We start from the raw sequence: 25,348 nt of genomic DNA, 5'->3' as shown, positions 1-25,348 counted from the left end.
CTTAACATTCGCCCACGCGCCGCCCTCACCTCTTTCACCCCTTGGGCTGCGCGAACACCGCCGACCAGAACACCGTCTTGCCATCGGCCGCGACTGCCCGGCCGAGGCCGAAATGCCGGGTCTGTGGCAGCAGCAGGTTGGCGCGGTGGTTGGGCGAGTTGACCCATTCCGACTGCACGCGGGCCAGGTCAAAGCGTCCGCCGGCGATGTTTTCGGCCGCCATGCGCGGCTTGTAGCCGAGCTGCTTGATGCGGGCCATCGGGCCGCTGCTCTTGCCGCCGACATGGGTCATCGTCCCGCGCCGCGCCATTTCGCAGGCATGGCTTTCCGCCGCCCGCTGCAGGCGCGGATCGACGCTGAGGGGCGCCAGCCCCCGCTGCGCGCGAATCGCATTGGTCGAGGCCAGCGCGGCGGCGGTCTCGGCCCCCGAGGTGGCGGCGCATTGGGCGTTTCCGGCCAGCGCCATATGGATGTCGCCATGCCCGTCGGTGACGACGATCCGGCCCGGCAGACGCGGCGAGACGGTCGATTCGCGTGCCGGCTGGCGCGCAGGCTCTGGCTGGGGGGCGGGGGCGCAGCTTGCCAGTACCAGCCCGTTCAGGGCCAGAACGGCAAGCGTTTTCAAGAAGCTATGAACAATCATCAAGCGCAGTTTCCTGTAGCGGTTCTTCCTTTGGTTGCGCCTATCTAAACAGTCATGTGCTAACGTCCAGTTAAGGGTCGGCTGGATCTTGCCGAAAGCGCGGCCCTTCACTATCCCTCGGGGGCGCTGTCCCCGTTGCGAGGCTCAGGAAAAACATGGCTTTTCGCCCGAAACGCTGGTTGGAACGCAGATTGCGCCAACGCGCCTGCGACGACTGGGCGCGGCTGGACAGCCAGGCCGAGCGGCTGCGCGCCGCGCAACTGCCCTATCTGCGCGAGCAGGCGCTGACCCTGCGCAAGCATCTCGACAGTTTTCTGACCGTCAGCCATCAGCGGGTGCGCGGGTCGCGCGCCGCGCTCGACCGGCTGCCGATGCCGGGCGGCACCGACTGGCGCTGGCGGCCGGGGTTTCTGGATGCGCCGATGACGCCTGCGGGCTCGGTCGGGCCGGACAGCGGGACGCTGCTGGGGCCGGGCCTGACGGTCTGGCATGACTGCCCGGACCGCGCCCTGCTGCTGCGCCAGACCGGCAACACCGACAGCGCGGACCTGTCCAGCCAGATCCTGCGGATCGAGGTGCTGGGCTTTGGCGGCAGTTTCCTGTCGCTCAGCACCGATCTGCCGGACGAGGTGCGCGACGGGCTGACCCGCGATCACATCATCCGGGTCGAGACGGTGATCCAGCCCGAGGCCGAGGCCGACATCTATCTGCGTCTGAACATCGGCAACGGCCCGAATACCGAGGAGATTCTGCGGCATCTGGGCGGGATGGAGGCCGGGCGCGGCAATCGCCACGTCACCGAGTTTGACCTGGCCGAGACCGCGATGAACGAGAACCGCATCGACAAGGTGTGGCTGGACGTGATCCTGGAAAAGCCCGCGATGAACGCTGTCGGCATCCGTGAAATGATCGTCTCGCGCCATCCGAGGGCGAATGTCTGACGCAACGCGAACCGGTCAGGAGGGCCGCATGTCCGATTTCGAATCTCTGGGATTGCGGGCGGGGGTCTGGACCGTGCGGCTGCACCGCGAGCACGCCCCGGCGCGGGTCACGCTGGCCTGTAACGGCAGCCCCGTGGCCGAGGCCGAGGTGCAGCCCGAGGGGCCGCAAAGCTGGCGGATCAGCGCCCGGGTGCCGGTCGAATGTCTGTCGGACGGGCTGCAAACGCTGGTGCTGCTGGCCGATCCGGGGGACGCGGACCCGGGGCCGGGCGAGATGCTGGGCAGCCTGTCGCTGATCGCGGGCGCCCCGGCGGGCGACGATCTGCGGGCCGAGATCGACCTGATGCGGGCGGAACTGGACCTGCTGCAACGCGAGTTCCGCCGGCTGGCCCGCGCGACGGCGGGCTAGAGGCGCGTGCCGGGCGGGGCGAAATAGCAGAAACCGCCAGCGTCCTGGAATTCGAGCTTGCGATACAGCGCGATGGCCGCGGCGTTGTCGGCGGCCACGGCGAGACACAGCCGGTCGCAGCCTTGCGCGGTGGCCCAGAACCCGGCCTCGCGCATCATCCAGCCCGCCAGCCCCTGCCGGCGCAGCGAGGGCACGATTTCCAGCGCATGCAGCACCGCCAGCCCGTCGCTTGCCGCGACAAAGGCGACGCCGGCGGCGCGGTCATCGGTGCGGCCCAGAATGGCGGATTTCGGCAGCGCGACCCGGTCCATGATCGCCTGCCGCGCGGCATCCAGCCCCATCTCGGCCCACAGGTCGCGCTGGATGGCGAGAGGTGGCCAGACCGCGAAACTGGTCACGCGCGGCACCGGCTGGGTGGTCAGCCGGTCGATCCCCACCGCCAGAATCCGCATCTCGCGCGCGGGCCGCAGTCCGCGCTGCGTCAGCGCCGCGACCAGCGCCGGATCGGCGTCGTCGGGCAGGCGGAAGATCGGCGGTTGCTGCCAGCCTGCGTGCAGATCAAACGCAAGCTGCAGATCCTCATCCTGCCACGCCGCGTCGCGGGACCGCAGCGCAGCCGCGCCGAGCGCCGGATCGGCCCCGGCGCGGCCGACGCGGAACGCACCGGCCTCGGCATAGTCGGACGCCGGCCAGCTCGCCTCGAGTGCGCGATCAAGCCGGTCGGCCTCGCTCACGCTCACAACCCGATCCGCTGCCGCAGATCGGTCATGGCGGCAGCGACGCGGGCGCCATCGAGGCCGCGCACGACCAGCATCGTCCCATAGCTGCCCTCGCGGTGCCACGGGTAAGAGCCGAGCGACAGGTCGGGATAGGCCAGCGCCACCTGTTGCAGATCCTCGGCCACATCGGATTCGCCGCGATTGACGTCGATCGATTCGCTGACGACCGGGCGGCCGGTCGGCAGGTCGGGCAGGATCGCATCGACCATCGCGCGGAAGACCTCGGGCACGCCGGCCATGACATAGGTGTTGCCCAGATGAAAACCGGGCGCCGCGCTGAACTTGTTGGGGATCAGCTTGGCCCCCAACGGGATCCGCGCCATCCGCATCCGGTTGCCGGTGACGGGCATGCCGCGCGCCTCCCACCTTGCGCGCATGACGGCCAGCGCCTCTTCGTTCATCTCAATGCCGGTGCCGAACGCCTCGGCCACCGAATCCGCGGTCACGTCGTCATGCGTCGGCCCGATCCCGCCCGAGGTGAACAGCAGGTCGTAGCGCCCCCCCAGCGAGGAATCGAGCGCCCGGATCGCCTCGACAATCAGCGGCTGTTCATCGGCGACGACGCGGATTTCGCGCAGATCGATGCCCACGGCCGTCAGCACGCTGGCCAGATGATGGGCATTCCCCTCGCGCGTGCGGCCCGAGAGGATCTCGTCGCCAATGACCAGAATGGCCGCCGTCTTGTTGTCGGATTGCATGGAAACCTCCGTTTCGTCGGCAATCTACGCATGGCGCCGGGGCTGGGCAATAGACCGGCGCGGCGGATTTGGCGGCGGCAGATCCGGGCTGGAAGAACGCAGAGGCCGGGGTTATGTCGGGGGCTGAGAAAGGTTGATCCGATGAATGATGGTTCCTTAACGCCCGAGGGCATCCGTATCCACCAGCCCGAGGATTTCGCGGGCATGCACAAGGCGGGGGCGCTGGCCGCCCAAATCCTTGACGAGGTCGGCCCGCTGGTCGAGCCGGGCACCACGACCGAGGCGCTGGACAGCTTCATCCACGACCGCATCGTCGAGGCGGGGGCGACCTCGGCCACCATCGGCTATCGCGGCTACCAGCACGCCAGTTGCATCAGCGTCAATCACGTCGTCTGCCACGGCATCCCCGGCGGCAAGGTGTTGAACGCGGGCGATATTCTGAACATCGACGTGACCGTGATCGTCGATGGATGGTATGGCGACACCAGCCGGATGTATGTCGCGGGCACGCCGTCGGTGAAGGCCCGGCGGCTGATCCAGGTCACCCACGACTCGCTGATGCGCGGGATCGAGGCGGTGCGGCCCGGCGCGACCTTTGGCGATATCGGCTGGGCGATTCAGGAATATGCCGAGGCGCAGCGCATGTCGGTCGTCCGCGATTTCTGCGGGCACGGTCTGGGGCGGGTCTTTCACGCGCCGCCCAACGTGCTGCATTTCGGCCGCCCCGGCAAAGGCCCGCGTCTGGAAGAGGGCATGTTCTTCACCATCGAGCCGATGATCAACCTCGGCCGCCCCGATACCAAGGTGCTGGCCGATGACTGGACCGCCGTCACCCGCGACAAGTCGCTGTCGGCGCAGTTCGAGCACTCGATCGGCGTGACCGCGACCGGGGCCGAGATCTTTACCCTTTCCCCCGCCGGGCGCTTCTTCCCGGATCTGGGGTGAGGCTGTTCCTGGGGCTGGACGGCGGCGGCACCGGGTGCCGCGCCGTTCTGGCCGATGCGGCAGGGACGGTGCTGGGGCGCGGGCAAGGCGGCCCCGCCAATGTCATGTCCGACCCTGACGGCGCGGTTGCCGCGATCACCGATTGTCTGGCGCAGGCGGTGGGCGGCCATGATCCGGCGCAGATCCGCGCGGTGCTGGGGCTGGCCGGGGTCAATACCTCGGGCGCGGCCGAGTGGCTGCCGGCGCGGCTGGGGCTGGGGCTGGGGCAGGTGCGGGTCGTTCAGGATGCGGTGACGGCGGCGGCGGGGGCCTTGGGCGCTGCGGACGGGATCGTGGCCGCGATGGGCACCGGGTCGGCGTTCATCCGCCAGCTTGACGGGCAGGTGACGACGCGGGGCGGCTGGGGTCCGATCCTTGGCGACGAGGGGTCCGGCAACTGGCTGGGTCGGCGCTTTCTGGCCGATGTGCTGCGGGCCGAGGATGGGTTTCTGCCGCAGACGCCGCTGACCCGGCAGACGCTTGAACGCCACGGCGGCGCGTCAGGCATCGTCGGTTTCGCCCGCGCAGCGACCGGGGCCGCCTTTGGGGCCGAGGTGCCGCATCTGCTGGGGTTTCCGGACGATCCGGCGGCGCTGCGTCTGTGGGACGCCGCCGCCGCTTGCGTTGCGGATTATATCGAGGCGCTGCAGACCGATCTCGGGCTGCCGGTGGTGTTCTCTGGCGGGCTGGGGCCGGTCTATGCGCGGCTGCTGGCGGATCGCTGGCAGATCCGGCCACCGCTCGGCACGCCGCTGGACGGCGCGTTGCGGCTGGCCTTGACGCTATAGCCCTCGCTGCAAACCCCGGCGAAACCGGGGCAATTTTGCGCGACCGCTCGGGCCGGGGGTTGACCTGCTGTTCTGGCGGGCCGACAAGCCGGACATGCAGCTTTCCGATTTCGACTTTCACCTGCCCGAGGGGCTGATCGCCACGCGCCCCGCACGGCCGCGCAGTTCCGCGCGTCTGCTGGTGGCGCAGGGCGACTCGATCGCCGACCGGCGGGTCAGCGATCTGCCGGATCTGCTGGGGCCGGGCGATCTGCTGGTGCTGAACGACACCCGCGTCATTCCCGCCCGGCTGACCGGCGAGCGCCGCCGCCAGACCCCGCAGGGCGAGGTCTCGGCCAGGGTCGAGGTCACGCTGCTGGAACCCGCGTCCCAAGGCTGGCGGGCGCTTGCCAAGCCGCTGCGCAAGCTGAAGCCGGGCGAGGTGATCCGCTTTGGCGAGACGCTGTCGGCCCGCGTCCTGTCCATCGCCGAGGCCGAACTGACGCTGGACTTCGACGCCGAAGGCTCTGCCCTCGACGCCGCGCTGGAACAGGTGGGCGACATGCCGCTGCCGCCCTATATCGCCGCGCAGCGTGCCCCGGACGACCGCGACCGCACCGATTACCAGACCATCTGGGCGCGGCACACGGGCGCCGTCGCCGCCCCCACCGCGAGCCTGCATTTCGACGACGCGCTGTTGGCGCGCCTGCGCGAGCGCGGGGTCGAGTTCGTCCACGTCACCCTGCATGTCGGCGCCGGCACCTTCCTGCCGGTCAAGGTCGAGGACGTGACCACGCACCGGATGCACGCCGAATGGGGCGAGATCACGCCCGAGGCCGCCCAACGCATCAACGCCGCCAAGGCCGCCGGCGGCCGCGTCATCCCGGTCGGCACCACCGCGCTGCGCCTGCTCGAATCCGCCGCGACCGAGGACGGGCGCGTGACGCCATACCGCGCCGCGACCGATATCTTCATCTATCCCGGCTATCGGTTCCGCGTCACCGACGCGCTGATGACCAATTTTCACCTGCCGCGTTCGACCCTGCTGATGCTCGTCTCGGCGCTGATGGGGCGGGACCGGATCAGCCGCATCTATCAGCACGCAGTCAGCCACGGCTATCGCTTCTTTTCCTATGGCGATGCGTCGCTGCTGCTGCCCGAGAGGTCACCATGATCAGCGTTCTGCGCACTACCTGGCCCCTGCTGCTGGGCGTCATGCTGCTGCTGGTCGGCAACGGCATGCAGGGCACGCTGCTGGGCATCCGGGGCGGCATCGAGAGCATCTCGACCGACCGCATGTCGGTCGTCATGGCCAGCTATTTCGCGGGCTTCCTGCTGGGCAGCCGCACCGCGCCGGCGCTGATCCAGCGGGTCGGGCATGTGCGGGTCTTTGCGGCGCTCGGCTCGCTGATCTCGGCGGTGCTGATCCTTTACGCCGCCGTGCCGAACTGGGTCGCGTGGTCGTTCCTGCGCCTGCTGATCGGGTTCTCCTTTTCCGGCGTCTATATCACCGCCGAAAGCTGGCTGAACGCCTCGACCAGCAACGAAAATCGCGGGCAGGCGATGTCGGCCTATATGATCGTGCAGATGACCGGTCTGGTCAGCGCGCAGTTTCTGGTGAACCTGGGCGATCCGGGCGGGTTTCTGCTGTTCATCCTGCCTTCGGTTCTGGTCTCGCTGGCCTTCACGCCGATCCTGCTGTCGGTCCAGCCCGCGCCCGCCTTTGGCGCCCTGGGCCGGATGAGCATCAGGCAGCTTTACCACGTCTCACCCCTTGGCTGCATCGGCATCTTCCTGATGGGCGGGGTGTTCTCGGCGCTTCTGGGCATGACGCCGGTCTGGGGGACCGTGGTCGGGCTGAGCGTGCGCGACATCTCGGCCATCATCGCGGCGGTCTATCTGGGCGGGCTGATCCTGCAGTTTCCCATCGGCTGGATTTCAGACCGCATGGATCGGCGGCATCTGGTCCTGTATCTGCTGATCGTGGGCATCGTTGCGGTGATGCTGCAACTGACCGCCAATCCCGGCATCTGGGGCACGCTGCTGGTCGCGGGCATCGCCGGGGCGGTGTCGAACCCGGTTTATGCGCTGCTGCTGGCCCATACCAATGACCACCTGGACACATCGGACATGGCCGCCGCCTCGGCCGGGCTGATCTTTCTGAACGGCCTTGGCGCGGTCGGCGGGCCGCTGATCGTCGGGCGGCTGATGGGGCTGCTGGGGCCGAACGGGTTCTGGATCTTCATCGTGACGCTGATGATCGCGCTGGCGCTGTATACTGCCTGGCGGATGAACCGGCGCGAGGGCGTGGCACCGGCCGACACCGGCAACTTTGCCGTCATCGTGCCGGCCGCGACGACCATCGCCGTCGGTGCCGCGATCGAGGCCGCGCAGGATGACAGCCCGGCCAGCGAAGACCTGGGCGACAACATCGCCGCCGCCGATTACGCCGTCCTGCCGCCCGAGGATGCGGCGGTTGAGGAGGCCACGGCCGAGCCAGCGCCCGAAGCCGACCCCCGGACCTGATCCGAAAACCTGCTTGCGCGACCCGGCCCCGGCTGCGACCATCGGTCCAACAATCAATGGAGGGTCGCGCATGACGCCGCAGGATGTGATCGGGTTCTGGGTCGACGAGGTCGGCGAGCAGCACTGGTATCAGGGCAGCGTCGCGCTGGACGACAAGATCCGCGACCGGTTTCTGGATGCGTGGCAGCGGGCCTCGGAACTGACGGCGGAGTGGTCCGACAGCCCCGACGGTGCCTTGGCCTCGATCCTGCTGACCGACCAGTTCCCGCGCAACATGTTCCGCGACGATTCGCGCAGCTTTGCCACCGACATGCTGGCCCGCAAGCTGGCGCAGTCGGCCATCGACGCGGGCCACGACATGAAACTCGACCCGCTGCTGCGGCAGTTCGTCTATGTTCCCTTCATGCACTCCGAAGAGCTGGGCGACCAGAATCATTGCGTCGCCCTGTTCAAGGAACGCCTGCCCGAGGCGGAATCGAACCTGCGCCACGCCAAGATGCACCGCGACGTGATCCAGACCTTCGGCCGCTTTCCCTGGCGCAACGAGGCGCTGGGGCGCGAGACCCGTCCCAATGAACGCGCCTTTCTGGACGCCGGCGGCTATGGCGCGATGGTGCAGGGCAAGCTGTCGCTTGATGGGGCTCACTGAATGGTTTAACGCTAAACCAGTTTTGCCAAGGAGATCCGCATGGCGCAGAATTTCGACGTGATAGTGATCGGGACAGGGCCGGGCGGCTATGTCGCTGCGATCCGGGCCGCGCAACTTGGCCTCAAGGTCGCCTGCGTCGAACGCGAGAATCTGGGCGGGATCTGCCTGAACTGGGGCTGCATCCCGACCAAGGCGCTGCTGCGCTCGGCCGAGGTGTTCCACCTGATGCACCGCGCCAAAGAATTCGGTTTGTCGGTCGAAAAGCCGGGCTATGATTTGGACAAGGTCGTCGACCGCTCGCGCGGGGTCGCCAAGCAGCTGTCTGGCGGGATCGGGCATCTGCTGAAAAAGAACAAGGTGACTGTGGTCATGGGCGAGGCCGCGATCACCGCGCCCGGCAAGATCACCGTCAAGACCGACAAGGGCAGCGAAGAGATGACCGCCAAGTCGATCATCCTCGCCACCGGCGCACGCGCCCGCGAACTGCCGGGGCTGGAAGCGGACGGCAAGCGGGTGTGGAGCTATCGCCACGCGCTGAAGCCGCCGCATATGCCGCAAAAGCTGCTGGTCATCGGCTCTGGCGCCATCGGGATCGAATTCGCCAGCTTCTTCAACACGCTCGGCGCCAAGACCACCGTGGTCGAGGTGATGGACCGGGTGCTGCCGGTCGAGGATGCCGAGATCAGCGCGCTGGCCAAAAAGCAGTTCGTCAAGCAGGGCATGACGATCATGGAAAAGGCCAGCGTCAAGTCGCTGGACCGCAAATCCGACAAGGTCATCGCCACCATCGAGACCGGCGGCAAGACCGAGAGCCACGAATTCGACACCGTCATCTCGGCCGTGGGCATCGTCGGCAATGTCGAGGGGATCGGGCTGGAAAAGCTGGGCGTCAAGATCGACCGCACCCATGTCGTCACCGACGAATACTGCCGCACCGGGGTCGAGGGGCTGTATGCCATCGGCGACGTCGCGGGCGCACCCTGGCTGGCGCACAAGGCCAGCCATGAAGGGGTGATGGTCGCGGAGCTGATCGCGGGGCAAAAGCCGCACCCGATCAAGCCGAACTCGATCCCCGGCTGCACCTATTGCAACCCGCAGGTGGCCTCGGTCGGGCTGACCGAGGAAAAGGCCAAGGCCGCCGGTTACGAGATCAAGGTGGGCCGCTTCCCCTTCATCGGCAACGGCAAGGCCATCGCGCTGGGCGAGCCCGAGGGGCTGGTCAAGACCGTCTTCGACGCCAAGACCGGCGAGCTTCTGGGCGCCCACATGGTCGGCGCCGAGGTGACCGAACTGATCCAGGGCTATGTCGTCGGCCGCACGCTGGAAACGACCGAGGCCGAGTTGATGGAGACCGTCTTCCCCCATCCAACCCTGTCCGAGATGATGCATGAATCGGTCCTGTCGGCCTATGGCCGCGCGATCCACTTCTAGACGCCTCCGGTTCTGAACACGCACACGCGCCCCGCGATCCGGCGGGGCGTTTTGCTTTGAGGCTAAGGGGTTTGGGGCCGCGTCATTGGCGTGATCAGGCGTCTGTCTTGCGCGAGGGTCAGCCGGAAAGCCACGGCAAGCGGCTGCGCAGCCCATCCGTCCGCACGGAAATGCCGCCTATCGTTCCAGCTTCGTTCCCTCTTTCCGGTTGCGTTTTCGCGGCGCGTTCCTATCTGATGCCAGCAAGCCCTCGATGCGGGCAAAAAGGACATTTGATGGAACAGAAGTTCATTTCGGTTCGCGGCGCGCGCGAACACAATTTGAAAAACGTCGATCTGGATATCCCCCGCGATCAGCTTGTCGTGATCACCGGGCTGTCGGGGTCGGGCAAGTCCAGCCTCGCCTTTGACACGATCTATGCCGAGGGGCAGCGGCGCTATGTCGAAAGCCTGTCGGCCTATGCGCGGCAGTTCCTCGACATGGCCGGCAAGCCCGATGTCGATCACATCAGCGGCCTGTCGCCCGCGATCAGCATCGAACAGAAGACCACCTCGAAAAACCCGCGCTCGACGGTCGGCACGGTGACCGAGGTCTATGACTATCTGCGCCTGCTCTTCGCGCGCGTCGGCACCCCCTATAGCCCCGCCACCGGCCTGCCGATCGAGGCGCAGCAGGTGCAGGACATGGTGGACCGCATCATGGCCATGCCGCAGGGGATGCGTGGCTATCTGCTGGCCCCCATCGTGCGTGACCGCAAGGGCGAATACCGCAAGGAGTTCCTTGAACTGCGCAAGCAGGGCTTTCAGCGCATCAAGGTCGACGGCGCCTTCTACGAGCTGGACGAGCCGCCCGAGCTGGACAAGAAATACCGTCACGACATCGATGTGGTGGTCGACCGTCTGGTGGTCGCGCCGGGGATCGAGACGCGGCTGGCCGACAGCCTGCGGACCGCGCTCGATCTGGCCGACGGCATTGCGATCCTGGAGACCGCCCCCAGCGAAGGCGACAGCGAGCGCATCACCTTCAGCGAGAACTTTGCCTGCCCGGTCTCTGGCTTTACCCTGCCCGAGATCGAGCCGCGGCTGTTTTCCTTCAACGCGCCCATGGGCGCCTGTCAGAAATGCGACGGGCTGGGGGTCGAGCTGTTCTTTGACGAGAACCTGATCGTGCCCGATCAGGCGCTGTCGGTCGCGGGCGGGGCCATCGCGCCTTGGGCCAAGTCGAAATCCGCCTATCTGACCCAGACCGTCAACGCGCTGGCCAAGCATTACGGCTTTGACAAGAAAACCCCGTGGCGCGACCTGCCGGAAGAGGTCCGCAGCATGTTCCTGCGCGGCTCGGGCAAGGACGAGATCAAGTTCCGCTTTGACGATGCCGGCCGCATCTACGAAGTCACCCGCCAGTTCGAAGGCGTGATCCCCAACATGAAGCGCCGGCTGCGTGAAAGCGACTCGACCTGGGTCCGCGAGGAGCTGGAGCGTTACCAGAACAACCGCCCCTGCGGCGCCTGCAACGGCTATCGCCTGCGCCCCGAGGCGCTGTCGGTCCGCATCCATGACCACCATATCGGTCAGGTGGTGCAGAAATCGATTCACGAGGCGCTCGATTGGGTGCAGGCGGTGCCGGACAGCCTGTCGGTGCAGAAGAACGCCATCGCCGGCGCGATCCTCAAGGAAATCCGCGAAAGGCTGGGCTTTCTGGTCAATGTCGGGCTGGATTACCTGACGCTGGCGCGGGCGGCGGGGACGCTGTCGGGCGGCGAAAGTCAGCGCATCCGGCTGGCGAGCCAGATCGGGTCGGGCCTGACCGGGGTGCTGTATGTGCTGGACGAACCCAGCATCGGCCTGCATCAGCGCGACAATGACCGGCTGATCGGCACGCTGAAGGGGCTGCGCGATCAGGGCAACTCGGTTCTGGTCGTGGAACATGACGAGGACGCGATCCGGCACGCCGATTACGTCTTTGACATGGGTCCGGGGGCCGGTGTCCATGGTGGCGGCGTGGTGGCCAAGGGCACGCCCGCCGAAATCGCCGCGAACCCCGCCAGCCTGACCGGGCAATACCTGTCCGGCCGGCGCGAGATCGCGGTGCCGGCGGAACGGCGCGCGGGCAACGGCAAATCCGTGACCGTGGTCGGCGCCACCGGCAACAACCTGCATGACGTGACCGCCGAGTTTCCGCTGGGGCGCTTTGTCTGCGTGACCGGGGTTTCCGGCGGCGGCAAGTCGACGCTGACCATCGAGACGCTGTTCAAGACGGCGTCGATGCGGCTCAACGGTACGCGGCAGGCCCCGGCGCCGTGTCAGACCATCAAGGGGCTGGAAAACCTCGACAAGGTGATCGACATCGACCAGCGGCCCATCGGGCGGACGCCGCGCTCGAACCCGGCCACCTATACCGGCGCCTATGACCATATCCGCGACTGGTTCGCCAACCTGCCCGAGTCCAAGGCCCGCGGCTATAAGCCCGGTCGCTTCAGCTTCAACGTCAAGGGCGGCCGCTGCGAGGCGTGTCAGGGCGATGGGCTGATCAAGATCGAGATGCACTTCCTGCCCGACGTCTATGTCACCTGCGAGACCTGCAAGGGAAAGCGCTATAACCGCGAGACGCTCGAGGTGCTGTTCAAGGGCAAGTCCATCGCCGATGTGCTCGACATGACCATCGAAGAGGCGCAGGACTTCTTCAAGGCGGTGCCCTCGATCCGGCGCAAGATGGACGCGCTGATGCAGGTCGGTCTGGGCTATGTGAAGGTCGGCCAGCAGGCCACGACGCTGTCGGGCGGCGAGGCGCAGCGGGTCAAGCTGGCCAAGGAACTGGCCCGCGCCTCGACCGGCAAGACGCTGTATATCCTCGACGAGCCGACCACCGGCCTGCATTTCGAGGATGTCCGAAAGCTGCTCGAGGTGCTGCACCACATCGTCGATCAGGGGAATACGGTGGTGGTGATTGAACACAACCTCGACGTCATCAAGACCGCCGACTGGATCATCGACATCGGCCCCGAAGGCGGCGATGGAGGCGGGCGGATCGTGGCCGTGGGCACCCCGGAAGAGGTCGCGGCCTGTCCCGACAGCCACACCGGACACTATCTCGCGCCGATGCTGGTCAGTGACCGCGTGCCGGTGGCTGCGGCAGCCGGGGGCGGCGGAAAGGCCCGAAAACCCCGGATACTGCGGCAAAAGTGACACGAATGGTGGCCGCGGGGCCGCTTGTGTTCAAATGGTCGGGAACCCGCCGGCGCAAGGGTTGCTTTTGATGACATATCGGGGCGATAGCCCTGTGACATGGGGGCGCATCGACGCGCCCCGCCACCCATTTCCTCTGCCGCAGCAACGCTGCCGCGTGAAGCAAAAGGAACCGATGATGCGCCTTTATCCCATCGCGCTTGCTGTCCTGCTGGGGCTCGCTGCCTGTGCGCCCAGCCAGCCGACGGCGTCGACCGCGCCCAGCAAGACCGTCCCCAGCTATTACGAGGCCCGCACTGATATCGGGCCGAATGGCGAGCCTGTCGAGATCAAGGCCATCAAGACCGCCTATCTGAACGAACGCACGATGCGGACGACGGTGCCCTATAACGGCCCCGAAGGCGCCGGCACCATCGTCGTCGACCCCTATGCGCGGGTGCTGTATTATGTGCAGGACGGCGGCATGGCCGAGCGTTACGGCGTGGCCGTGGGCGCGGCCGGCAAGAACTTTGCCGGCGAAGGCACCATCGCCCGCAAGGCGACCTGGCCCAGCTGGACGCCCACCGCCAACATGGTCAGCAGCCAGCCAGAGCTTTACGGCCCGCTGAAGGGCGGGATGAAGGGCGGTCTCGACAACCCGCTCGGCTCGCGGGCGCTGTATCTCTATCAGAACGGCCGCGACACCTATTACCGGATTCACGGCACGCTGGACCCGTCCTCGGTCGGCAAGGCGACCTCGGCGGGCTGTATCCGCATGTTCAACCAGGACATCATGGACATGTTCGAGCGCGTGCCGAACGGCACCCGCGTCAAGGTCCGCACCCAGGCCGAAAGCGTCCGCTATGAAGGCCCGGTGGTCGAATCGCCCGAAGGCTATGCGCTGCCGGTCAATCAGGCCCCCGTGAGCGAGGCCGCGGCCTTTGGCGCGAGCCCGGTTGAAAGCGCCTATCGCGGCTGATCTGCGACGCCGTCACCATTCAGCCCCGGTCGCCCGTCGGCCGGGGCTTTTTGCTGCGCGGATCACGCGGAGGGGTGCTTTTCAAGGCCCGACGGCGTGGCTATCAATAGCTCAGCAGCGCGGGGATCGAGCATGGCGAATCTGGCCCTACAGGAACGACAGGCACTGACCGAAGACGAGTTCGACTGGTCCAGAAGCACCCGCAAACCGCAGATCGGCAAGCTGGGCGACGCGGCTTTGCATGATCTGGTCGGCAAGCTGGGCCGCGCCCGCGAGGCGATCCGCGACGATGCAACCCAAGGCGACCGGCGTCACTATCTGGAAGCTGCCCTTCGCCGCGTCCGCGCCGAATTGCAGCGCCGTGCCGCTGCCAGCGAGGGCGCGGAGCCGGACGCCGCCGCCACGGAGGAAGGATCAGCGCCGCCTGCCGCCCCCGAGGCGGCCCCGGCCGAAGGCGCCAGCGCCGCCGTCCTGCCCGCCGCCCCGCGCGTTGCAGCTGCCAAGCGCCAGCCCGCCGCCCGTCTGCCGCGCAAGACCGCCGCCGACCGTCGCGGCAGCGGCCCGCGCAAGCCTGCGGCCATCCGCACCGCTGCCCCACCCGGCACGAACGGCGTTGCCGCGCCCGCCGAACCCACGGACGAGACCGAGGCCGACGAGGTTCTGACCGGCGCCAAGCTGGTGCAATACCTCACCGAAAAGGCCGAGCGGCGGGCCGAAAAGGTCATCCGCGCCCATGACAAGCGCGAACGTCTGATTGCCGCGGCCATCGAGTTCGGGGGCAAGAAGGCGCTGAAAAAGGCCCGCAAGGCCGAGGAAAAGCTGCGCCGCGCCGAGCGCAAGGCCCGCAAGACCGCCCGTCAGGCCAGACGCGCCGCCGCGGCTTTGGATGATTGACCGATGGGGCAGGCGGGCCGCGTTGCCGGTCAGCCGGGCGGTAGTGTCGCGTTCCGCTCCCCGCCCGACGATCCCGATCCACCCCCGGCCTGCCAGCGTTTCCCCCGCCGCCGCGATCTGCTAGGTCCGGGGGTCAAGCGAATGTGGAACGCGTGAGGGGGCTTTGATGCGCCGGTTGTGGGCAGTTGCGGCGGCGTTGGGACTGGCGGCGGGCGCGGTGCAGGCGCGGCCGGCGGTGGATGCGGTCTATGGGCTGCCGCCGGTGGCCGAGGTCAAGGACCGCCGCTGCACCGCCGATGGGCTGCATTGCATCGAGGTGTCAAGCTATGTCCCCGACGTCTGCCGCACCATCGAGCGCGCCGCCTCTCGCGAGGGGCTGGACAAGCATTTCCTCGCCCGCCTGATCTGGAAAGAGAGCCGGTTCGAGCCCTCGGCCCTGTCGCCCGTTGGTGCCGAGGGGATCGCGCAGTTCATGCCCGGCACCGCGCGGATCGTCGGGCTGCACGACCCTTTTAACCCGGCCGAGGCGATCCAGGTCGCGGCGTCCTATCTGTCGCGCCTCAGCCGCTTTTATGGCTCGCTGGGGCTGGCGGCGGTGGCCTATAATGGCGGCGAGCGGCGGGCGGCGGATTTCATGCGCGACGGTGGCACGCTGCCTTACGAGACGCAGGATTATGTCGAGGCGATCACCGGCTTCAACGCCTGGCGCTGGCGCGAGGACCCGCCCGGCCCGGACAAGCTGGATCTGCGGCTGGATGGCGACGCGCCGTTTCTGGATGCCTGCATCCGGCTGGCGGGCAACCGGCAGCTGCGCGAATTCGCGCCCTCGGGTCAGTCGCCGGTCCTGCCCTGGGGCGTGATCCTGGCCTCTCACCCCTCCAAAGGCGGTGCGCAGGGGCAGGTGCAGCGGCTGAACCGGGCGCTGCGCCCGATCCTTGGCCCCAAGCAGGTCAGCTATGTCCGCCGCTCGCTGCGCAAGGGCACGCGCAAGGTCTATACCGCGCAGGTGGGCTGGAACTCGCGCAGCGAAGCGAACCTGTTCTGCCAGAAGGCCCGCACCGTGGGGCTGTCCTGCATCGTGCTGCGGAACTGACCGCACGAAAAAGGGCGCCGCAGACGCGACGCCCCCATTCCTCGGTTTGGCGGCTCAATCGACCCAGTGAACCCCGGTCAGATCGTTGGCGGGGTGGGGGTGTTTTCCCACAGCCCCTCGATCTTGGCATTGGCGACCCCGGTCTTGGCGAGCTGGAACAGGTAGATATTCGCGTAATCATCCGCGATGATCCGCTGCGCCTCTTTCAGCAGGTCAGAGCGCTTGGCGTCATCGACGGTGGTGCGCGCCTCGGCCATCACCTTTTTCAGCTCCGGGTTGTTATAGTTGAAGTAATACTCGTCGCGGGCATAGATCTCGATATCCATCGGCTCGACATGGCTGATGATGGTCATGTCGTAATCCTTGCCCTTGAACACCGTCTCGAGCCACTGCGCCCATTCCATGTTGGTGATCGTGGTCTCGATCCCGACATCGCGAAGCTGGGCTGCCAGCAACTCGCCGCCGCGCCGGGCATAGGGCGTGGGCGGCAGGGCAAGGCGCAGCTTCAGCCCCTCGGCCCCGGCCTCGGCCAGCAGCGCGCGGGCGGCGTCGGGGTCATGGGCCGAGCGGTCGGTCAGATCGACGTAATCCGGGTGGTGCGGCGCGAAATGGGTGCCGATGGGCGTGCCATAGCCGAACATGGCGCCGTCGATCAGCTCCTGCCGGTCGACGGCATGGGCGATGGCCTGACGCACGCGCACATCGTCCAGCGGCGGCACGGCCTTGTTCAGCGCGAGGATCGTCTCGCCCTCGGTGGTGCCGACGATGACCTTGAAGCGCGGATCGGCGCCAAGCTGGGCCAGCGTCTCGGGCGCGGGATAGATCGGGAAGGCGTCCACATCCTCGGCCATCATGGCGGCAAAGGCGGCGGTCGGATCGCTGATGAAGCGAAAGGTGGCGCTGCTCAGCGCGGGCTTGTCGCCCCAATAGCCGTCATAGGCGGCAAGCTGGATCGAATCGCCCTGCTTCCAGTCGACAAAGCGGAAGGGGCCGGTCCCGATGGGCTTGCTGGCCGCCGTCTCGGCGCTGGCCGGGTCCAGCATGACCGCGTCGCCCCAGGCGAGCTTGAAGGGCAGGGTCCCGTCCGGCGCGTCCAGCACGATCCGCAGCGTGCTGGGATCGACGGCCTCGACCTCCGTGATCCCCTCGAACAACTGCTTTTGCGCGTTGGTCGACTCCGGCGCGCGGGCGCGGTCAAGCGAAAAAACCGCGTCGGACGCATCGAACTCGGCGCCGTCATGGAAGGTCACGCCCTCATGCAGGTGAAAGGTCCAGGTCTTGCCGTCCTCGCTGACCTCCCAGCTTTCGGCCAGCGCCGGCTGGATGGTGCCGTCGGGGCCGAACCGGGTCAGCCCCTCGAACAGGTTGGCATAGACCACCTCGTCGATGGCGGCGGCGGCATTGGCGGTCGGGTCGAGGCTGGGCGGTTCCAGCACCATGCCCAGAGTGATCGAATCCGGCGCGGCAAGCGCGGGCGCGGCCAGCAGGCTTAGCGCCGTGACGGCGGTGGCGGTCCAGTTATGGAACATTGTTCCCCCCAAAAAGCGATGTCAGGCGCCATCATGGGGGTATATTTTCCGCAATCAAGGAATTTCAGCCAAGGGGTTCAGCTTGTGGCGCGGCCCCCGCGCGGCGGGATCGCCTGTTGCAGGATGCCGGCGCAGATCAGCCACAGGCTGGTGACGACCAGCCCCCAGATCGCCCAGCTGGCTGGATGGAAATCGACGATGATCGCCCAGACCGAAAACCCGACCCATGCCACCGACATGGGCAGCGAGACCGCCCGCCAGCGCTGCGTGCGGACCGGGTGGATGAATTTCAGATTGGTGAACATGGTGAAGGTCAGGATCACCACGATCGCCAGGCTGACCCAGAAGGCGGGCTTCAGCGCAAACAGGACCAGCACCACCATGTTCCAGCAGGCGGGGAAACCGGCAAAGGAATTGTCCTGCGTTTTCATCCGCGTATCCGAGAAATACAGGATCGAGCCATAGGTGATCGCGATGATCGCCAGCCACCCCGTCCAGCCCGGCAGCAGCCCCGACACGAACAGCGCGAAGGCGGGGATGAAGACATAGGTCAGAAAGTCGATGATCAGGTCCATCAGCACGCCGTCATACAGCGCCCAGTTTTCCTTGACGTGATAGCGCCGCGCCAGCGGCCCGTCGATCCCGTCCACCACCAGCGCGATGATCAGCCAGAAGAACATGCGCGGCCAGTCGGCCTCGACCGCCGCCAGCATGGCCAGCATGGACAAGACGGCGCCGGTGGCGGTCAGCAGATGGACGAGCAGGGCTTTCAGACGAATTTGCATGGCGCGCGTTTTCGCACTCTGGCCCTCGGCGCGCAACCCGGCACGCGCGGTCATGCGCGGGGATGGGCGCGGCGATAGATCTCGAGCAGGCGGACGTCGTCGACATCGGTATAGACCTGCGTCGTGGACAGGCTGGCATGGCCCAGAAGTTCCTGAATCGTCCGCAGATCGCCCCCGGCCGACAGCAGATGCGTGGCAAAGCTGTGGCGCAGCGCATGGGGCGTGGCCGTCGGCGGCAGACCCAGCGATTGCCGCATCCGCGCCATGGCACCTTCCAGCACCCCCGGCCGCAGCGGCCCGCCGCGCGCGCCGCGAAACAGCGCCTCGTCAGGGGTCAGCGTATAGGGGCAAAGCCGCAGATAGGTTTCGATGGCGTCGCGGGCGACCGGCAGCACCGGCACCCGGCGTTCGCGGCCGCCCTTGCCGCGGATGGTCAGCACATCGGGCAGCGGCCAGTCGCGGCCGCACAGGGCCAGCCCCTCGGAAATCCGCAGCCCGCAGCCGTAGAGCAGCGTCAGCACGGCGGCATCGCGGGCCGCGATCCAGGGCGTGTCGTGATGCTGGCGGGCGTGGTCCAGCAGCTCTCGCGCCTGCGCCACCGCCAGCGGTCGAGGCAACGAGCGTTGATAGCGCGGCCCGCGCATCGACAGCGCCGCCGACAGGTCATAGCCGTGCCGGTCCGACATCCAGCGCAGGAAGCTGCGCACCGCCGACAGCCGACGCGCCAGCGAGCGCGCCGACAGCCCCCGCCCGCGTTCGGCGGCGGCGAAGGCCCGCATATCCGCCTGCCTCAGACCGGCCAGCGAGGCCGGCGTCGCGCCCTGCGCGTGATAGCCGCCCAGAAAGCCAAGAAAGGCGATCACATCGTCGCGATAGGCGGCGATGGTATGGGCGGACCGGTCGCGTGCGGCCGATTGGCCCTGCAACCACTGCGCCAGCGCATCCGCCATCGCGGGCGTCAGCGCCAGCGGCGCGGTCATTCCTCCAGCCAGCGCAGCAGCAGCAGCCGGAAGGCCTGCCCGAAAAAGCGCAGCAGGTCGGTGCCATGCGCGGGCGAGAAGCGGCCCGGCTCGTCCGCGCCCATCAGCAGCAGCGCCGGCATCCGCCCCGGCCCAAGGTCCAGCCGGATCAGCGCCTCGGACGCGACCGGGCCGCCATGCAGCGGCTCGGTCACGCGGCTGACGCGGCGCAGGATCACGTCGGGCCAATGTTGCCCGCGACGGTCGCCCATCATCGCCTGCGCGACCGTTCCCGCCGGCACCATGGTCAGCGGCCCGCCCAGTTCCGGCTGGCCTTCCTTGGTCGCGGTCTCGATCACCAGAACCAGCGTGTCGATGCGCAGGATGTCGGCCACATCGCCCTGAAGGTTTTCCAGAAAACCGTCGAAATCGACTGGCTCCAGCAGCGACAGCACGGCGCGGTGGATGGTGGCCATGCCCGACTGGTTTTCATAGGCGGCGGCGATGACGTTTTCATGCGCCGCCTCCAGCCGGTCCAGCCGCGCTTCCAGCGCGCTCATCGCGCGGCCGCGAATGTCGATGACATTGTCGCCGGCATCGGCCTCATGAGCGCCGACGATGGCGCGCATCAGGTCGCGGTCCGACAGGATCGCCGCCGGATCGTCCAGCAGGGCCTGGCGCTGTTCGGGGCTCAGCGCGCTGTGGGTCATTTCCCGATCTTCTGCCCGGTCTTGGCCCAGTCGGCGTTGAACTGCGCCAGCCCCTTGTCGGTCAGCGGATGTCCGGCCATGGCCTTGATGACGGCGGGCGGGGCGGTGATGACGTCCGCCCCGATCCGGCCCGATTCGATGATGTGATTGACCGACCGGATCGAGGCGGCAAGGATCTGCGTCTCGTAGCCGTAATTGTCGTAGATGGTGCGGATGTCCTCGATCAGGTCCATCCCGTCCAGATGGATGTCGTCCAGACGTCCGATGAAGGGGCTGATGAAGGTCGCGCCGGCCTTGGCGGCCAGGATCGCCTGCGCGGCGGAAAAGCACAGCGTCACGTTGACCATGTGGCCGTCATCCGACAACGCGCGGCAGGCCTTCAGCCCGTCCCAGGTCAGCGGCACCTTGATGGCGATGTTCTCGGCGATCTCGGCCAGCAGCTTGCCCTCGCGGATCATGTCATCGGCCTTTTCGGCGACCACCTCGGCCGAGACCGGGCCATCGACCATCTCGCAGATCTCGCGGGTGACCTCGGTGATGTCGCGGCCCGATTTCAGGATCAGCGAGGGGTTGGTGGTCACGCCATCGACCATGCCCAGCTCGTTCAATTCGCGGATGGCATCGACATCGGCGGTATCGACAAAGAATTTCATGACGCTCTCCTGAATGGTTTGTTGCGTGATAGCCTATCGCGGGAGCGCCGGAAAGTCGGCGGGTTGTTTTTTGCCGGGGCTTTGGGCAGTCTGCCGGCCTTGCCAACCATCGCGGACAGAATGAGCTTTCATCCACAGGGGGCGCGCATCGGCGTGCTGGTCACGGAACCGGTCGGGCTGCTGGATTATCTGGCCCCCGAGGACGGCGTCTTGGACGGCCAGCTGGTGCTGTGCCCGCTGGGGCCGCGCCGGGTGATCGGCGCGGTCTGGGGCAAGGGCGAGGGCGGCTTTGACGCCGCCAAGCTGCGCCCGGTGATCCGCACGCTTGAGGCCGAGCCGCTGTCGGACGAGCTGCGCGATTTCCTGACCCGCGCCGCCGAATACACGCTGACGCCGCTGCCGCAGATGCTGCGCATGGCGCTGCGCGCGCCCGATCTGGAAAAGCCCCCGGCCGAGCGGCAGGTGATCGCCCGCGCCGGTCCGCCGCCCGAGCGCATGACCGAGGCGCGGGAAGCCGTGCTGCGCGTGCTGGACGACCACGGCGGCGCGGGTTTCGCGCCGGCCGAGCTGGCGCAGCTGGCCGGCGTCGGGTCCAGCGTGGTCAAGGGGCTGGTCGCCGCCGGGACACTGGTGCAGCATAGCGCGCCCAAGGACGCGCCCTATCCCCGGCTCGACCCCGACCTGCCCGGCAAGCCGCTGGCGCCCGACCAGCAGGCGGCGGCCGAGGCGCTGCGGGCCACGATCGCGACGGGCAGCTATGGCACCACGCTGCTGCGCGGCGTCACCGGCTCTGGCAAGACCGAGGTCTATCTGGAAGCCGTGGCCGCCTGTCTCAAGCAGGGCCGTCAGGTGCTGGTGCTGCTGCCCGAGATCGCGCTGTCGGTCGAGTTTCTGGACCGGGTCGAGGCGCGCTTCGGCGCCCGCCCGGCCGAGTGGCATTCCGGCATCTCGCGCAGCGAGCGGCGGCGGGTCTGGCACATGGCGGGTCAAGGCGAGGTGCAACTGGTCGTGGGTGCCCGGTCGGCGCTGTTCCTGCCCTTCCGCGACCTTGGCCTGATCGTCGTGGATGAGGAACATGATTCTTCTTATAAACAAGAAGATGTGGTCTATTATTCAGCCCGCGACATGGCCGTGCTGCGGGCGGCGGGGGCGTCGGCGCAGGTGATCCTCGCCTCGGCCACGCCGAGTCTGGAAAGCTGGGTAAACGCTGCCAGCGGCAAATACGCCCGGCTCGATCTGCGCGCGCGCTATGGTGAGGCCGAACTGCCCGACATGGCCGCCATCGACCTGCGCGCCGAGGACATGCCGGGCGGTCGCTGGATCTCGCCCACGCTTGCCGGCGCGGTCGAGGCCCGGCTGGCGCGGGGCGAGCAATCGCTGCTGTTCCTGAACCGCCGCGGCTATGCGCCGGTGACCATCTGCCGCGCCTGCGGCGAGCAGATCGCCTGCCAGCAATGCGATGCGCGTATGGTCGAGCACCGCTTTCAGAACCGTCTGGTCTGCCACCAATGCGGCGAATCGCGGCCGATCCCGACCGAATGTCCCTCGTGCAAGGTCGAGGGGCGGCTGGCGCCCATCGGCCCCGGCGTGGAGCGGCTGGCGGAAGAGGTCGAAAGCCGCTTTCCCGACGCCAAGGCGGCCATCCTGTCGTCCGACCTGTTCGGCTCGGCCCGCGCGCTGAAAGAGACCATCGCCGCCATCTCCCAAGGCGATTCCGACATCATCATCGGCACGCAAATCGTTGCAAAGGGGCACAATTTCCCCCGCCTGACGCTGGTCGGAGTAATCGACGCCGATCTGGGCCTGCAGGGCGCCGATCTGCGCGCGGCCGAGCGCAGCTTTCAACTGATGCGTCAGGTCGCCGGCCGTGCCGGTCGCCTGCCCGGAGAGCGTCCCGGACTGGCGCTGCTGCAGACGCACCAGCCCGAGCATCCGGTGATCCGCGCCATCCTCGCCGGCGATGATGAGGGCTTCTGGAACGCCGAGGCGGCGCAGCGGCAGGCGGCCGGGATGCCGCCCTTTGGCCGGCTGGCCGGGATCATCCTGTCCCATCCAGATCCCGGTATCCTAAGCAATTTCGCCCGCGAGCTGGCCAGCCGCGCCGCCCCCCTGCGCGAGGCGGGGGCCGAGCTTTACGGGCCTGCGCCCGCGCCCATTTCTCGGATCCGGGGCCGCCACCGCGTCCGAATGCTGATCCGCGCGCCGCGTCAGGCCCCGGTGCAGCGGGCGATTGCGGACTGGCTGGCGCAGCTCAAGCCGCCGACAAATCTGCGGCTGTCGGTGGACATCGACCCGCAGAGTTTTCTATGACTGTCAATGCGCTACCGCCGATTGCTGAAAAACTGCTTTAACAGAGAGGCCGAGTCCTTCGCGCCGATCCCGTCATGGATCTCCGGCCGGTGGTGGCATTGCGGATGGTCGAAGACCCGCGCGCCATGCCGCACGCCGCCCATGCGCGGATCGTCGGCGCCGTAATACAGCGTCTCGATCCGCGCTGCCGAAATCGCCCCCGCGCACATCGGGCAGGGTTCCAGCGTCACCCACAACCGATAGCCTGGCAACCGCTCGGACCGGGCCAGCTGGCAGGCGGCGCGGATCACCTCGATCTCGGCATGGGCGGTGGGGTCGTGGCGCTCTCGCGTGCGGTTGCCGGCGCTGGCGACGACATGGCCGTGCGGGTCGGTCATCACCGCGCCCACCGGCACCTCGCCCCGGGCGGCGGCGGCGCGCGCCTCGGACAGCGCCAGCGGCATGTGGGAAATGAAGCGGACCATGCGGGTTTGTCGCGCGGCCCGCGCCGGCTGGCAAGCCGAACTCTCGGAACCTTGGCGGCAGGGAATCCCTTTCCTTTGCTCACGCGGCCGCATATGCGGTTCGTTTCGCCGCAGCGATGCGCCAAGGAGAATCGCCATGACCAGCCCCACCGATCCGACTTCGACCCCGACTCCGGCCGAATCCACCCCCGAAAAACCCGCCGACACCGACCGCATCGCCAAAGTGATGGCGCGCGCCGGCGTCGCCAGCCGCCGCGAGGCCGAGCGCATGATCGTCGAGGGGCGCGTCAGCGTGAATGGCCGCAAGATCGACAGCCCGGCGCTTGACGTGACTCCCGCCGACCGGATCACCGTCGACGGCACGCCGCTCGAGGCGCCGCAGGAGACGCGGCTCTGGCTCTATTACAAGCCCGTCGGGCTGGTGACGACCGAGGCGGACGAAAAGGGCCGCCAGACCGTATTCGACGCGCTGCCCCGCGACCTGCCGCGGGTGATGTCGGTCGGACGGCTCGACCTGAACTCGGAAGGGCTGCTGCTGCTGACCAATGACGGCGAGCTGAAGCGGCGGCTGGAACTGCCGACGACCGGCTGGCTGCGCCGCTATCGGGTGCGCGTGAACGGCCAGCCCAACGACCTGACCTTCGCCCCGCTGCGCCGCGGCGCCTCGATCGACGGCGAGGATTTCGCCCCGATGGAGATCAAGCTGGACAGCCAGCAGGGCGCCAATGCCTGGCTGACCGTCGGCATCCGCGAGGGTCGCAACCGCGAGATCCGCCGCGCCATGTCCCATGTCGGGCTGCAGGTGAACCGTCTGATCCGCATCGGCTACGGCCCGTTCAAGCTGACCGGGCTGGAGCCGAACGAGGTCCGCGAGGTCAAACGCCGGATGCTGCGCGACCAGCTTGGCGGCCTGCTGACCGGCGAGGCCGAGCAAAAGGACCGCCCCCACCGCGACCGCGGCGCCGCAGGCGAGGACAGAGGCCCCGGCCCGGATTGCGCCGAGCGCAGACCCTTCGCGCGGCGGGATGGAGAGCGGAAGCCCTATGGCGACCGCGACGGCGAGCGGCGTCCCTTCGCGGCGCGTGATGGTGAGCGGAAGCCCTATGCGCGGCGTGAAGACGGGGAGCGGAAGCCCTACGGTGATCGCGACAGCGAGCGGAAGCCCTTCGCGCGGCGTGAGGACCGGGAACGAAAACCCTACGGCGACCGCGACAGCGAGCGGAAGCCCTTCGCCAAGCGTGATGGCGAACGCAGGCCCTTTGCGGATCGCGACGGGGAGCGGAAGCCCTTTGGTCAGCGGGACGGAGAGCGCAAGCCGTTCGCGCGGCGCGAGGATGGCGAGCGGAAACCCTATGGCGACCGCGATGAGCAACGAAAGCCCTATGCCAGGCGCGATGGGGAGCAGAAGCCCTACGCGCGTCGCGAAGATGGAGAGCGCAAGCCCTATGCTCCGAGAGATGGTGAGCGGAAACCTTACGCCCCGCGCGATGGCGAGCGGAAATCCTATGCCAAGCGCGATGGGGAGCAGAAGCCTTACGCACGCCGCGAGGATGGCGAACGGAAGCCTTATGCCCCGCGAGACGGTGAGCGGAAGCCTTATGCCCCGCGTGACGGCGAGCGGAAGCCATATCACGGCGGTCCGGCCAAGGGGCCGCGGCAGGGCTCGGCGGGCGCGGGCGGGCCGGGGGGTCCGCGTGGGGGTGGTTACGGCTCTGGCCGGCCGGGCTCCGGTGCGCCTAGCGGTGGCGGGCGCGGGCCGGGTGGGCCCAAGACTGGCGGACCGAGGACGGGCGGGCCTGGCACTGGTGGACCGAGGAGCGGTGGGCCGAGCCGCGGCGGACCGAAGCCGGGTGGCTCGGGCGTGGGCGGTGCCGGTGGCGGCAAGCCGCGTGGCGGGCCGGGCGGCGGCGGACCGAAGGGGCCGCGTGGGCCCCGGTCGTCGTAGCACACGCTTCTCCCGCGGCCGGCGCCTCGGGCAGAC

Annotated in this window: 22 protein-coding genes and 1 pseudogene; 14 read left to right on the top strand and 9 right to left on the bottom strand. The window is 68.0% G+C overall.

Annotated features, from left to right (window positions below; genetic code table 11):
• Nucleotides 1–34: 34 nt before the first annotated feature.
• The gene (locus CYR75_RS08570) at nucleotides 35–625 is read right to left on the bottom strand and encodes a CAP domain-containing protein (protein ID WP_225972658.1); all 591 of its coding nucleotides are present in this window, start codon (nucleotides 623–625) and stop codon (nucleotides 35–37) included.
• A 197-nt stretch (nucleotides 626–822) separates the two neighbouring features.
• Here CYR75_RS08570 and CYR75_RS08565 point away from each other — a divergent pair, with 197 nt between their 5' ends.
• Nucleotides 823–1,584 (top strand): DUF6478 family protein, encoded by a 762-nt coding sequence (locus CYR75_RS08565; RefSeq protein ID WP_264080885.1) that lies wholly within the window; start codon nucleotides 823–825, stop codon nucleotides 1,582–1,584.
• Nucleotides 1,585–1,612: 28 nt separating this feature from the next.
• Nucleotides 1,613–1,993, top strand: a complete 381-nt coding sequence (locus CYR75_RS08560) for a hypothetical protein (protein ID WP_101499661.1) — start codon at nucleotides 1,613–1,615, stop codon at nucleotides 1,991–1,993.
• On the opposite strand, the gene CYR75_RS08555 is transcribed toward CYR75_RS08560, so the two are convergent.
• Both CYR75_RS08555 and CYR75_RS08550 read right to left on the bottom strand, forming a co-directional pair.
• Complete coding sequence (locus CYR75_RS08555) at nucleotides 1,990–2,727, bottom strand: GNAT family N-acetyltransferase (RefSeq protein ID WP_101499660.1); 738 nt, start codon at nucleotides 2,725–2,727, stop codon at nucleotides 1,990–1,992. The genes CYR75_RS08560 and CYR75_RS08555 overlap by 4 nt on opposite strands.
• Nucleotides 2,728–2,729: 2 nt before the next feature.
• The gene (locus tag CYR75_RS08550; RefSeq protein WP_101499659.1) at nucleotides 2,730–3,470 is read right to left on the bottom strand and encodes a competence/damage-inducible protein A; all 741 of its coding nucleotides are present in this window, start codon (nucleotides 3,468–3,470) and stop codon (nucleotides 2,730–2,732) included.
• Nucleotides 3,471–3,611: 141 nt separating this feature from the next.
• Here CYR75_RS08550 and map point away from each other — a divergent pair, with 141 nt between their 5' ends.
• The 10 genes from map (at nucleotide 3,612) to CYR75_RS08500 (ending at nucleotide 15,957) form a co-directional block, all read left to right on the top strand.
• Nucleotides 3,612–4,415 carry a type I methionyl aminopeptidase gene (map, locus tag CYR75_RS08545; RefSeq protein WP_101499658.1) on the top strand — a complete coding sequence of 268 codons (804 nt, stop codon included), beginning with the start codon at nucleotides 3,612–3,614 and terminating at the stop codon, nucleotides 4,413–4,415.
• Nucleotides 4,412–5,242 carry a BadF/BadG/BcrA/BcrD ATPase family protein gene (locus CYR75_RS08540; RefSeq protein ID WP_101499657.1) on the top strand — a complete coding sequence of 277 codons (831 nt, stop codon included), beginning with the start codon at nucleotides 4,412–4,414 and terminating at the stop codon, nucleotides 5,240–5,242. The genes map and CYR75_RS08540 overlap by 4 nt, the downstream gene beginning before the upstream one ends.
• Before the next feature lie 94 nt (nucleotides 5,243–5,336).
• Entirely contained in the window at nucleotides 5,337–6,395 is a 1,059-nt protein-coding gene (gene queA / locus CYR75_RS08535; protein WP_101499656.1) for a tRNA preQ1(34) S-adenosylmethionine ribosyltransferase-isomerase QueA, read from the top strand.
• Nucleotides 6,392–7,747 (top strand): MFS transporter, encoded by a 1,356-nt coding sequence (locus CYR75_RS08530; RefSeq protein ID WP_101499655.1) that lies wholly within the window; start codon nucleotides 6,392–6,394, stop codon nucleotides 7,745–7,747. The genes queA and CYR75_RS08530 overlap by 4 nt, the downstream gene beginning before the upstream one ends.
• Nucleotides 7,748–7,817: 70 nt before the next feature.
• Nucleotides 7,818–8,396, top strand: coding sequence for a DUF924 family protein (locus CYR75_RS08525; protein ID WP_101499654.1), 579 nt, complete (start codon nucleotides 7,818–7,820; stop codon nucleotides 8,394–8,396).
• 39 nt (nucleotides 8,397–8,435) lie between these two features.
• Nucleotides 8,436–9,827 carry a dihydrolipoyl dehydrogenase gene (lpdA, locus tag CYR75_RS08520; RefSeq protein ID WP_101499653.1) on the top strand — a complete coding sequence of 464 codons (1,392 nt, stop codon included), beginning with the start codon at nucleotides 8,436–8,438 and terminating at the stop codon, nucleotides 9,825–9,827.
• A 275-nt stretch (nucleotides 9,828–10,102) separates the two neighbouring features.
• Entirely contained in the window at nucleotides 10,103–13,012 is a 2,910-nt protein-coding gene (uvrA, locus tag CYR75_RS08515; RefSeq protein WP_404825345.1) for an excinuclease ABC subunit UvrA, read from the top strand.
• 175 nt (nucleotides 13,013–13,187) lie between these two features.
• Nucleotides 13,188–13,970, top strand: coding sequence for a L,D-transpeptidase (locus CYR75_RS08510; RefSeq protein WP_225972657.1), 783 nt, complete (start codon nucleotides 13,188–13,190; stop codon nucleotides 13,968–13,970).
• 132 nt (nucleotides 13,971–14,102) lie between these two features.
• Nucleotides 14,103–14,864, top strand: coding sequence for a hypothetical protein (locus CYR75_RS08505; protein WP_101499651.1), 762 nt, complete (start codon nucleotides 14,103–14,105; stop codon nucleotides 14,862–14,864).
• 166 nt (nucleotides 14,865–15,030) lie between these two features.
• Nucleotides 15,031–15,957, top strand: coding sequence for a lytic transglycosylase domain-containing protein (locus CYR75_RS08500; RefSeq protein ID WP_101499650.1), 927 nt, complete (start codon nucleotides 15,031–15,033; stop codon nucleotides 15,955–15,957).
• 54 nt (nucleotides 15,958–16,011) lie between these two features.
• Here CYR75_RS08500 and CYR75_RS08495 read toward each other — a convergent pair.
• The 5 genes and pseudogenes from CYR75_RS08495 to fsa all read right to left on the bottom strand — a co-directional run bounded on the left by CYR75_RS08495 (nucleotide 16,012) and on the right by fsa (nucleotide 20,593).
• Nucleotides 16,012–17,486, bottom strand: a pseudogene (locus tag CYR75_RS08495) (ABC transporter substrate-binding protein).
• 77 nt (nucleotides 17,487–17,563) lie between these two features.
• Entirely contained in the window at nucleotides 17,564–18,271 is a 708-nt protein-coding gene (locus CYR75_RS08490; RefSeq protein WP_101499649.1) for a CDP-alcohol phosphatidyltransferase family protein, read from the bottom strand.
• Between the two features lie 50 nt (nucleotides 18,272–18,321).
• Nucleotides 18,322–19,251: a tyrosine recombinase XerC gene (locus CYR75_RS08485; protein WP_101499648.1), complete on the bottom strand. Its 930-nt coding sequence runs from the start codon at nucleotides 19,249–19,251 to the stop codon at nucleotides 18,322–18,324.
• On the bottom strand, nucleotides 19,248–19,940 hold the full coding sequence (locus CYR75_RS08480) for a DUF484 family protein (protein WP_101499647.1): 693 nt from the start codon (nucleotides 19,938–19,940) through the stop codon (nucleotides 19,248–19,250). Before CYR75_RS08480 ends, CYR75_RS08485 begins: the two co-directional genes overlap by 4 nt.
• The gene (fsa, locus tag CYR75_RS08475; protein WP_101499646.1) at nucleotides 19,937–20,593 is read right to left on the bottom strand and encodes a fructose-6-phosphate aldolase; all 657 of its coding nucleotides are present in this window, start codon (nucleotides 20,591–20,593) and stop codon (nucleotides 19,937–19,939) included. The genes CYR75_RS08480 and fsa overlap by 4 nt, the downstream gene beginning before the upstream one ends.
• A 120-nt stretch (nucleotides 20,594–20,713) precedes the next feature.
• On the opposite strand from fsa, the gene CYR75_RS08470 reads away from it, so the two are divergent.
• The gene (locus tag CYR75_RS08470) at nucleotides 20,714–22,903 is read left to right on the top strand and encodes a primosomal protein N' (RefSeq protein ID WP_101499645.1); all 2,190 of its coding nucleotides are present in this window, start codon (nucleotides 20,714–20,716) and stop codon (nucleotides 22,901–22,903) included.
• 11 nt (nucleotides 22,904–22,914) lie between these two features.
• Here the strand turns inward: CYR75_RS08470 and CYR75_RS08465 are convergent, their stop codons facing one another.
• The gene (locus CYR75_RS08465) at nucleotides 22,915–23,367 is read right to left on the bottom strand and encodes a nucleoside deaminase (RefSeq protein ID WP_225972656.1); all 453 of its coding nucleotides are present in this window, start codon (nucleotides 23,365–23,367) and stop codon (nucleotides 22,915–22,917) included.
• Between the two features lie 136 nt (nucleotides 23,368–23,503).
• Between CYR75_RS08465 and CYR75_RS08460 the strand changes: the two genes are divergently transcribed.
• Nucleotides 23,504–25,312, top strand: a complete 1,809-nt coding sequence (locus tag CYR75_RS08460; protein ID WP_225972655.1) for a pseudouridine synthase — start codon at nucleotides 23,504–23,506, stop codon at nucleotides 25,310–25,312.
• Nucleotides 25,313–25,348: the final 36 nt, after the last annotated feature.

This window comes from Paracoccus jeotgali, from assembly GCF_002865605.1.
In the GTDB taxonomy this organism is placed as follows: domain Bacteria; phylum Pseudomonadota; class Alphaproteobacteria; order Rhodobacterales; family Rhodobacteraceae; genus Paracoccus; species Paracoccus jeotgali.
This window is presented reverse-complemented; position numbering and strand designations above follow the sequence as displayed.

Coding starts and splice junctions, on each gene's coding strand:
- CYR75_RS08560 (WP_101499661.1), top strand. CDS start 1,613: ATGTCCGATTTCGAATCTCTGGGATTGCGGGCGGGGGTCTGGACCGTG.
- CYR75_RS08550 (WP_101499659.1), bottom strand. CDS start 3,470: ATGCAATCCGACAACAAGACGGCGGCCATTCTGGTCATTGGCGACGAG.
- map (WP_101499658.1), top strand. CDS start 3,612: ATGAATGATGGTTCCTTAACGCCCGAGGGCATCCGTATCCACCAGCCC.
- queA (WP_101499656.1), top strand. CDS start 5,337: ATGCAGCTTTCCGATTTCGACTTTCACCTGCCCGAGGGGCTGATCGCC.
- CYR75_RS08530 (WP_101499655.1), top strand. CDS start 6,392: ATGATCAGCGTTCTGCGCACTACCTGGCCCCTGCTGCTGGGCGTCATG.
- CYR75_RS08525 (WP_101499654.1), top strand. CDS start 7,818: ATGACGCCGCAGGATGTGATCGGGTTCTGGGTCGACGAGGTCGGCGAG.
- lpdA (WP_101499653.1), top strand. CDS start 8,436: ATGGCGCAGAATTTCGACGTGATAGTGATCGGGACAGGGCCGGGCGGC.
- uvrA (WP_404825345.1), top strand. CDS start 10,103: ATGGAACAGAAGTTCATTTCGGTTCGCGGCGCGCGCGAACACAATTTG.
- CYR75_RS08510 (WP_225972657.1), top strand. CDS start 13,188: ATGATGCGCCTTTATCCCATCGCGCTTGCTGTCCTGCTGGGGCTCGCT.
- CYR75_RS08505 (WP_101499651.1), top strand. CDS start 14,103: ATGGCGAATCTGGCCCTACAGGAACGACAGGCACTGACCGAAGACGAG.
- CYR75_RS08500 (WP_101499650.1), top strand. CDS start 15,031: ATGCGCCGGTTGTGGGCAGTTGCGGCGGCGTTGGGACTGGCGGCGGGC.
- CYR75_RS08490 (WP_101499649.1), bottom strand. CDS start 18,271: ATGCAAATTCGTCTGAAAGCCCTGCTCGTCCATCTGCTGACCGCCACC.
- CYR75_RS08485 (WP_101499648.1), bottom strand. CDS start 19,251: ATGACCGCGCCGCTGGCGCTGACGCCCGCGATGGCGGATGCGCTGGCG.
- CYR75_RS08480 (WP_101499647.1), bottom strand. CDS start 19,940: ATGACCCACAGCGCGCTGAGCCCCGAACAGCGCCAGGCCCTGCTGGAC.
- fsa (WP_101499646.1), bottom strand. CDS start 20,593: ATGAAATTCTTTGTCGATACCGCCGATGTCGATGCCATCCGCGAATTG.
- CYR75_RS08470 (WP_101499645.1), top strand. CDS start 20,714: ATGAGCTTTCATCCACAGGGGGCGCGCATCGGCGTGCTGGTCACGGAA.
- CYR75_RS08465 (WP_225972656.1), bottom strand. CDS start 23,367: ATGGTCCGCTTCATTTCCCACATGCCGCTGGCGCTGTCCGAGGCGCGC.
- CYR75_RS08460 (WP_225972655.1), top strand. CDS start 23,504: ATGACCAGCCCCACCGATCCGACTTCGACCCCGACTCCGGCCGAATCC.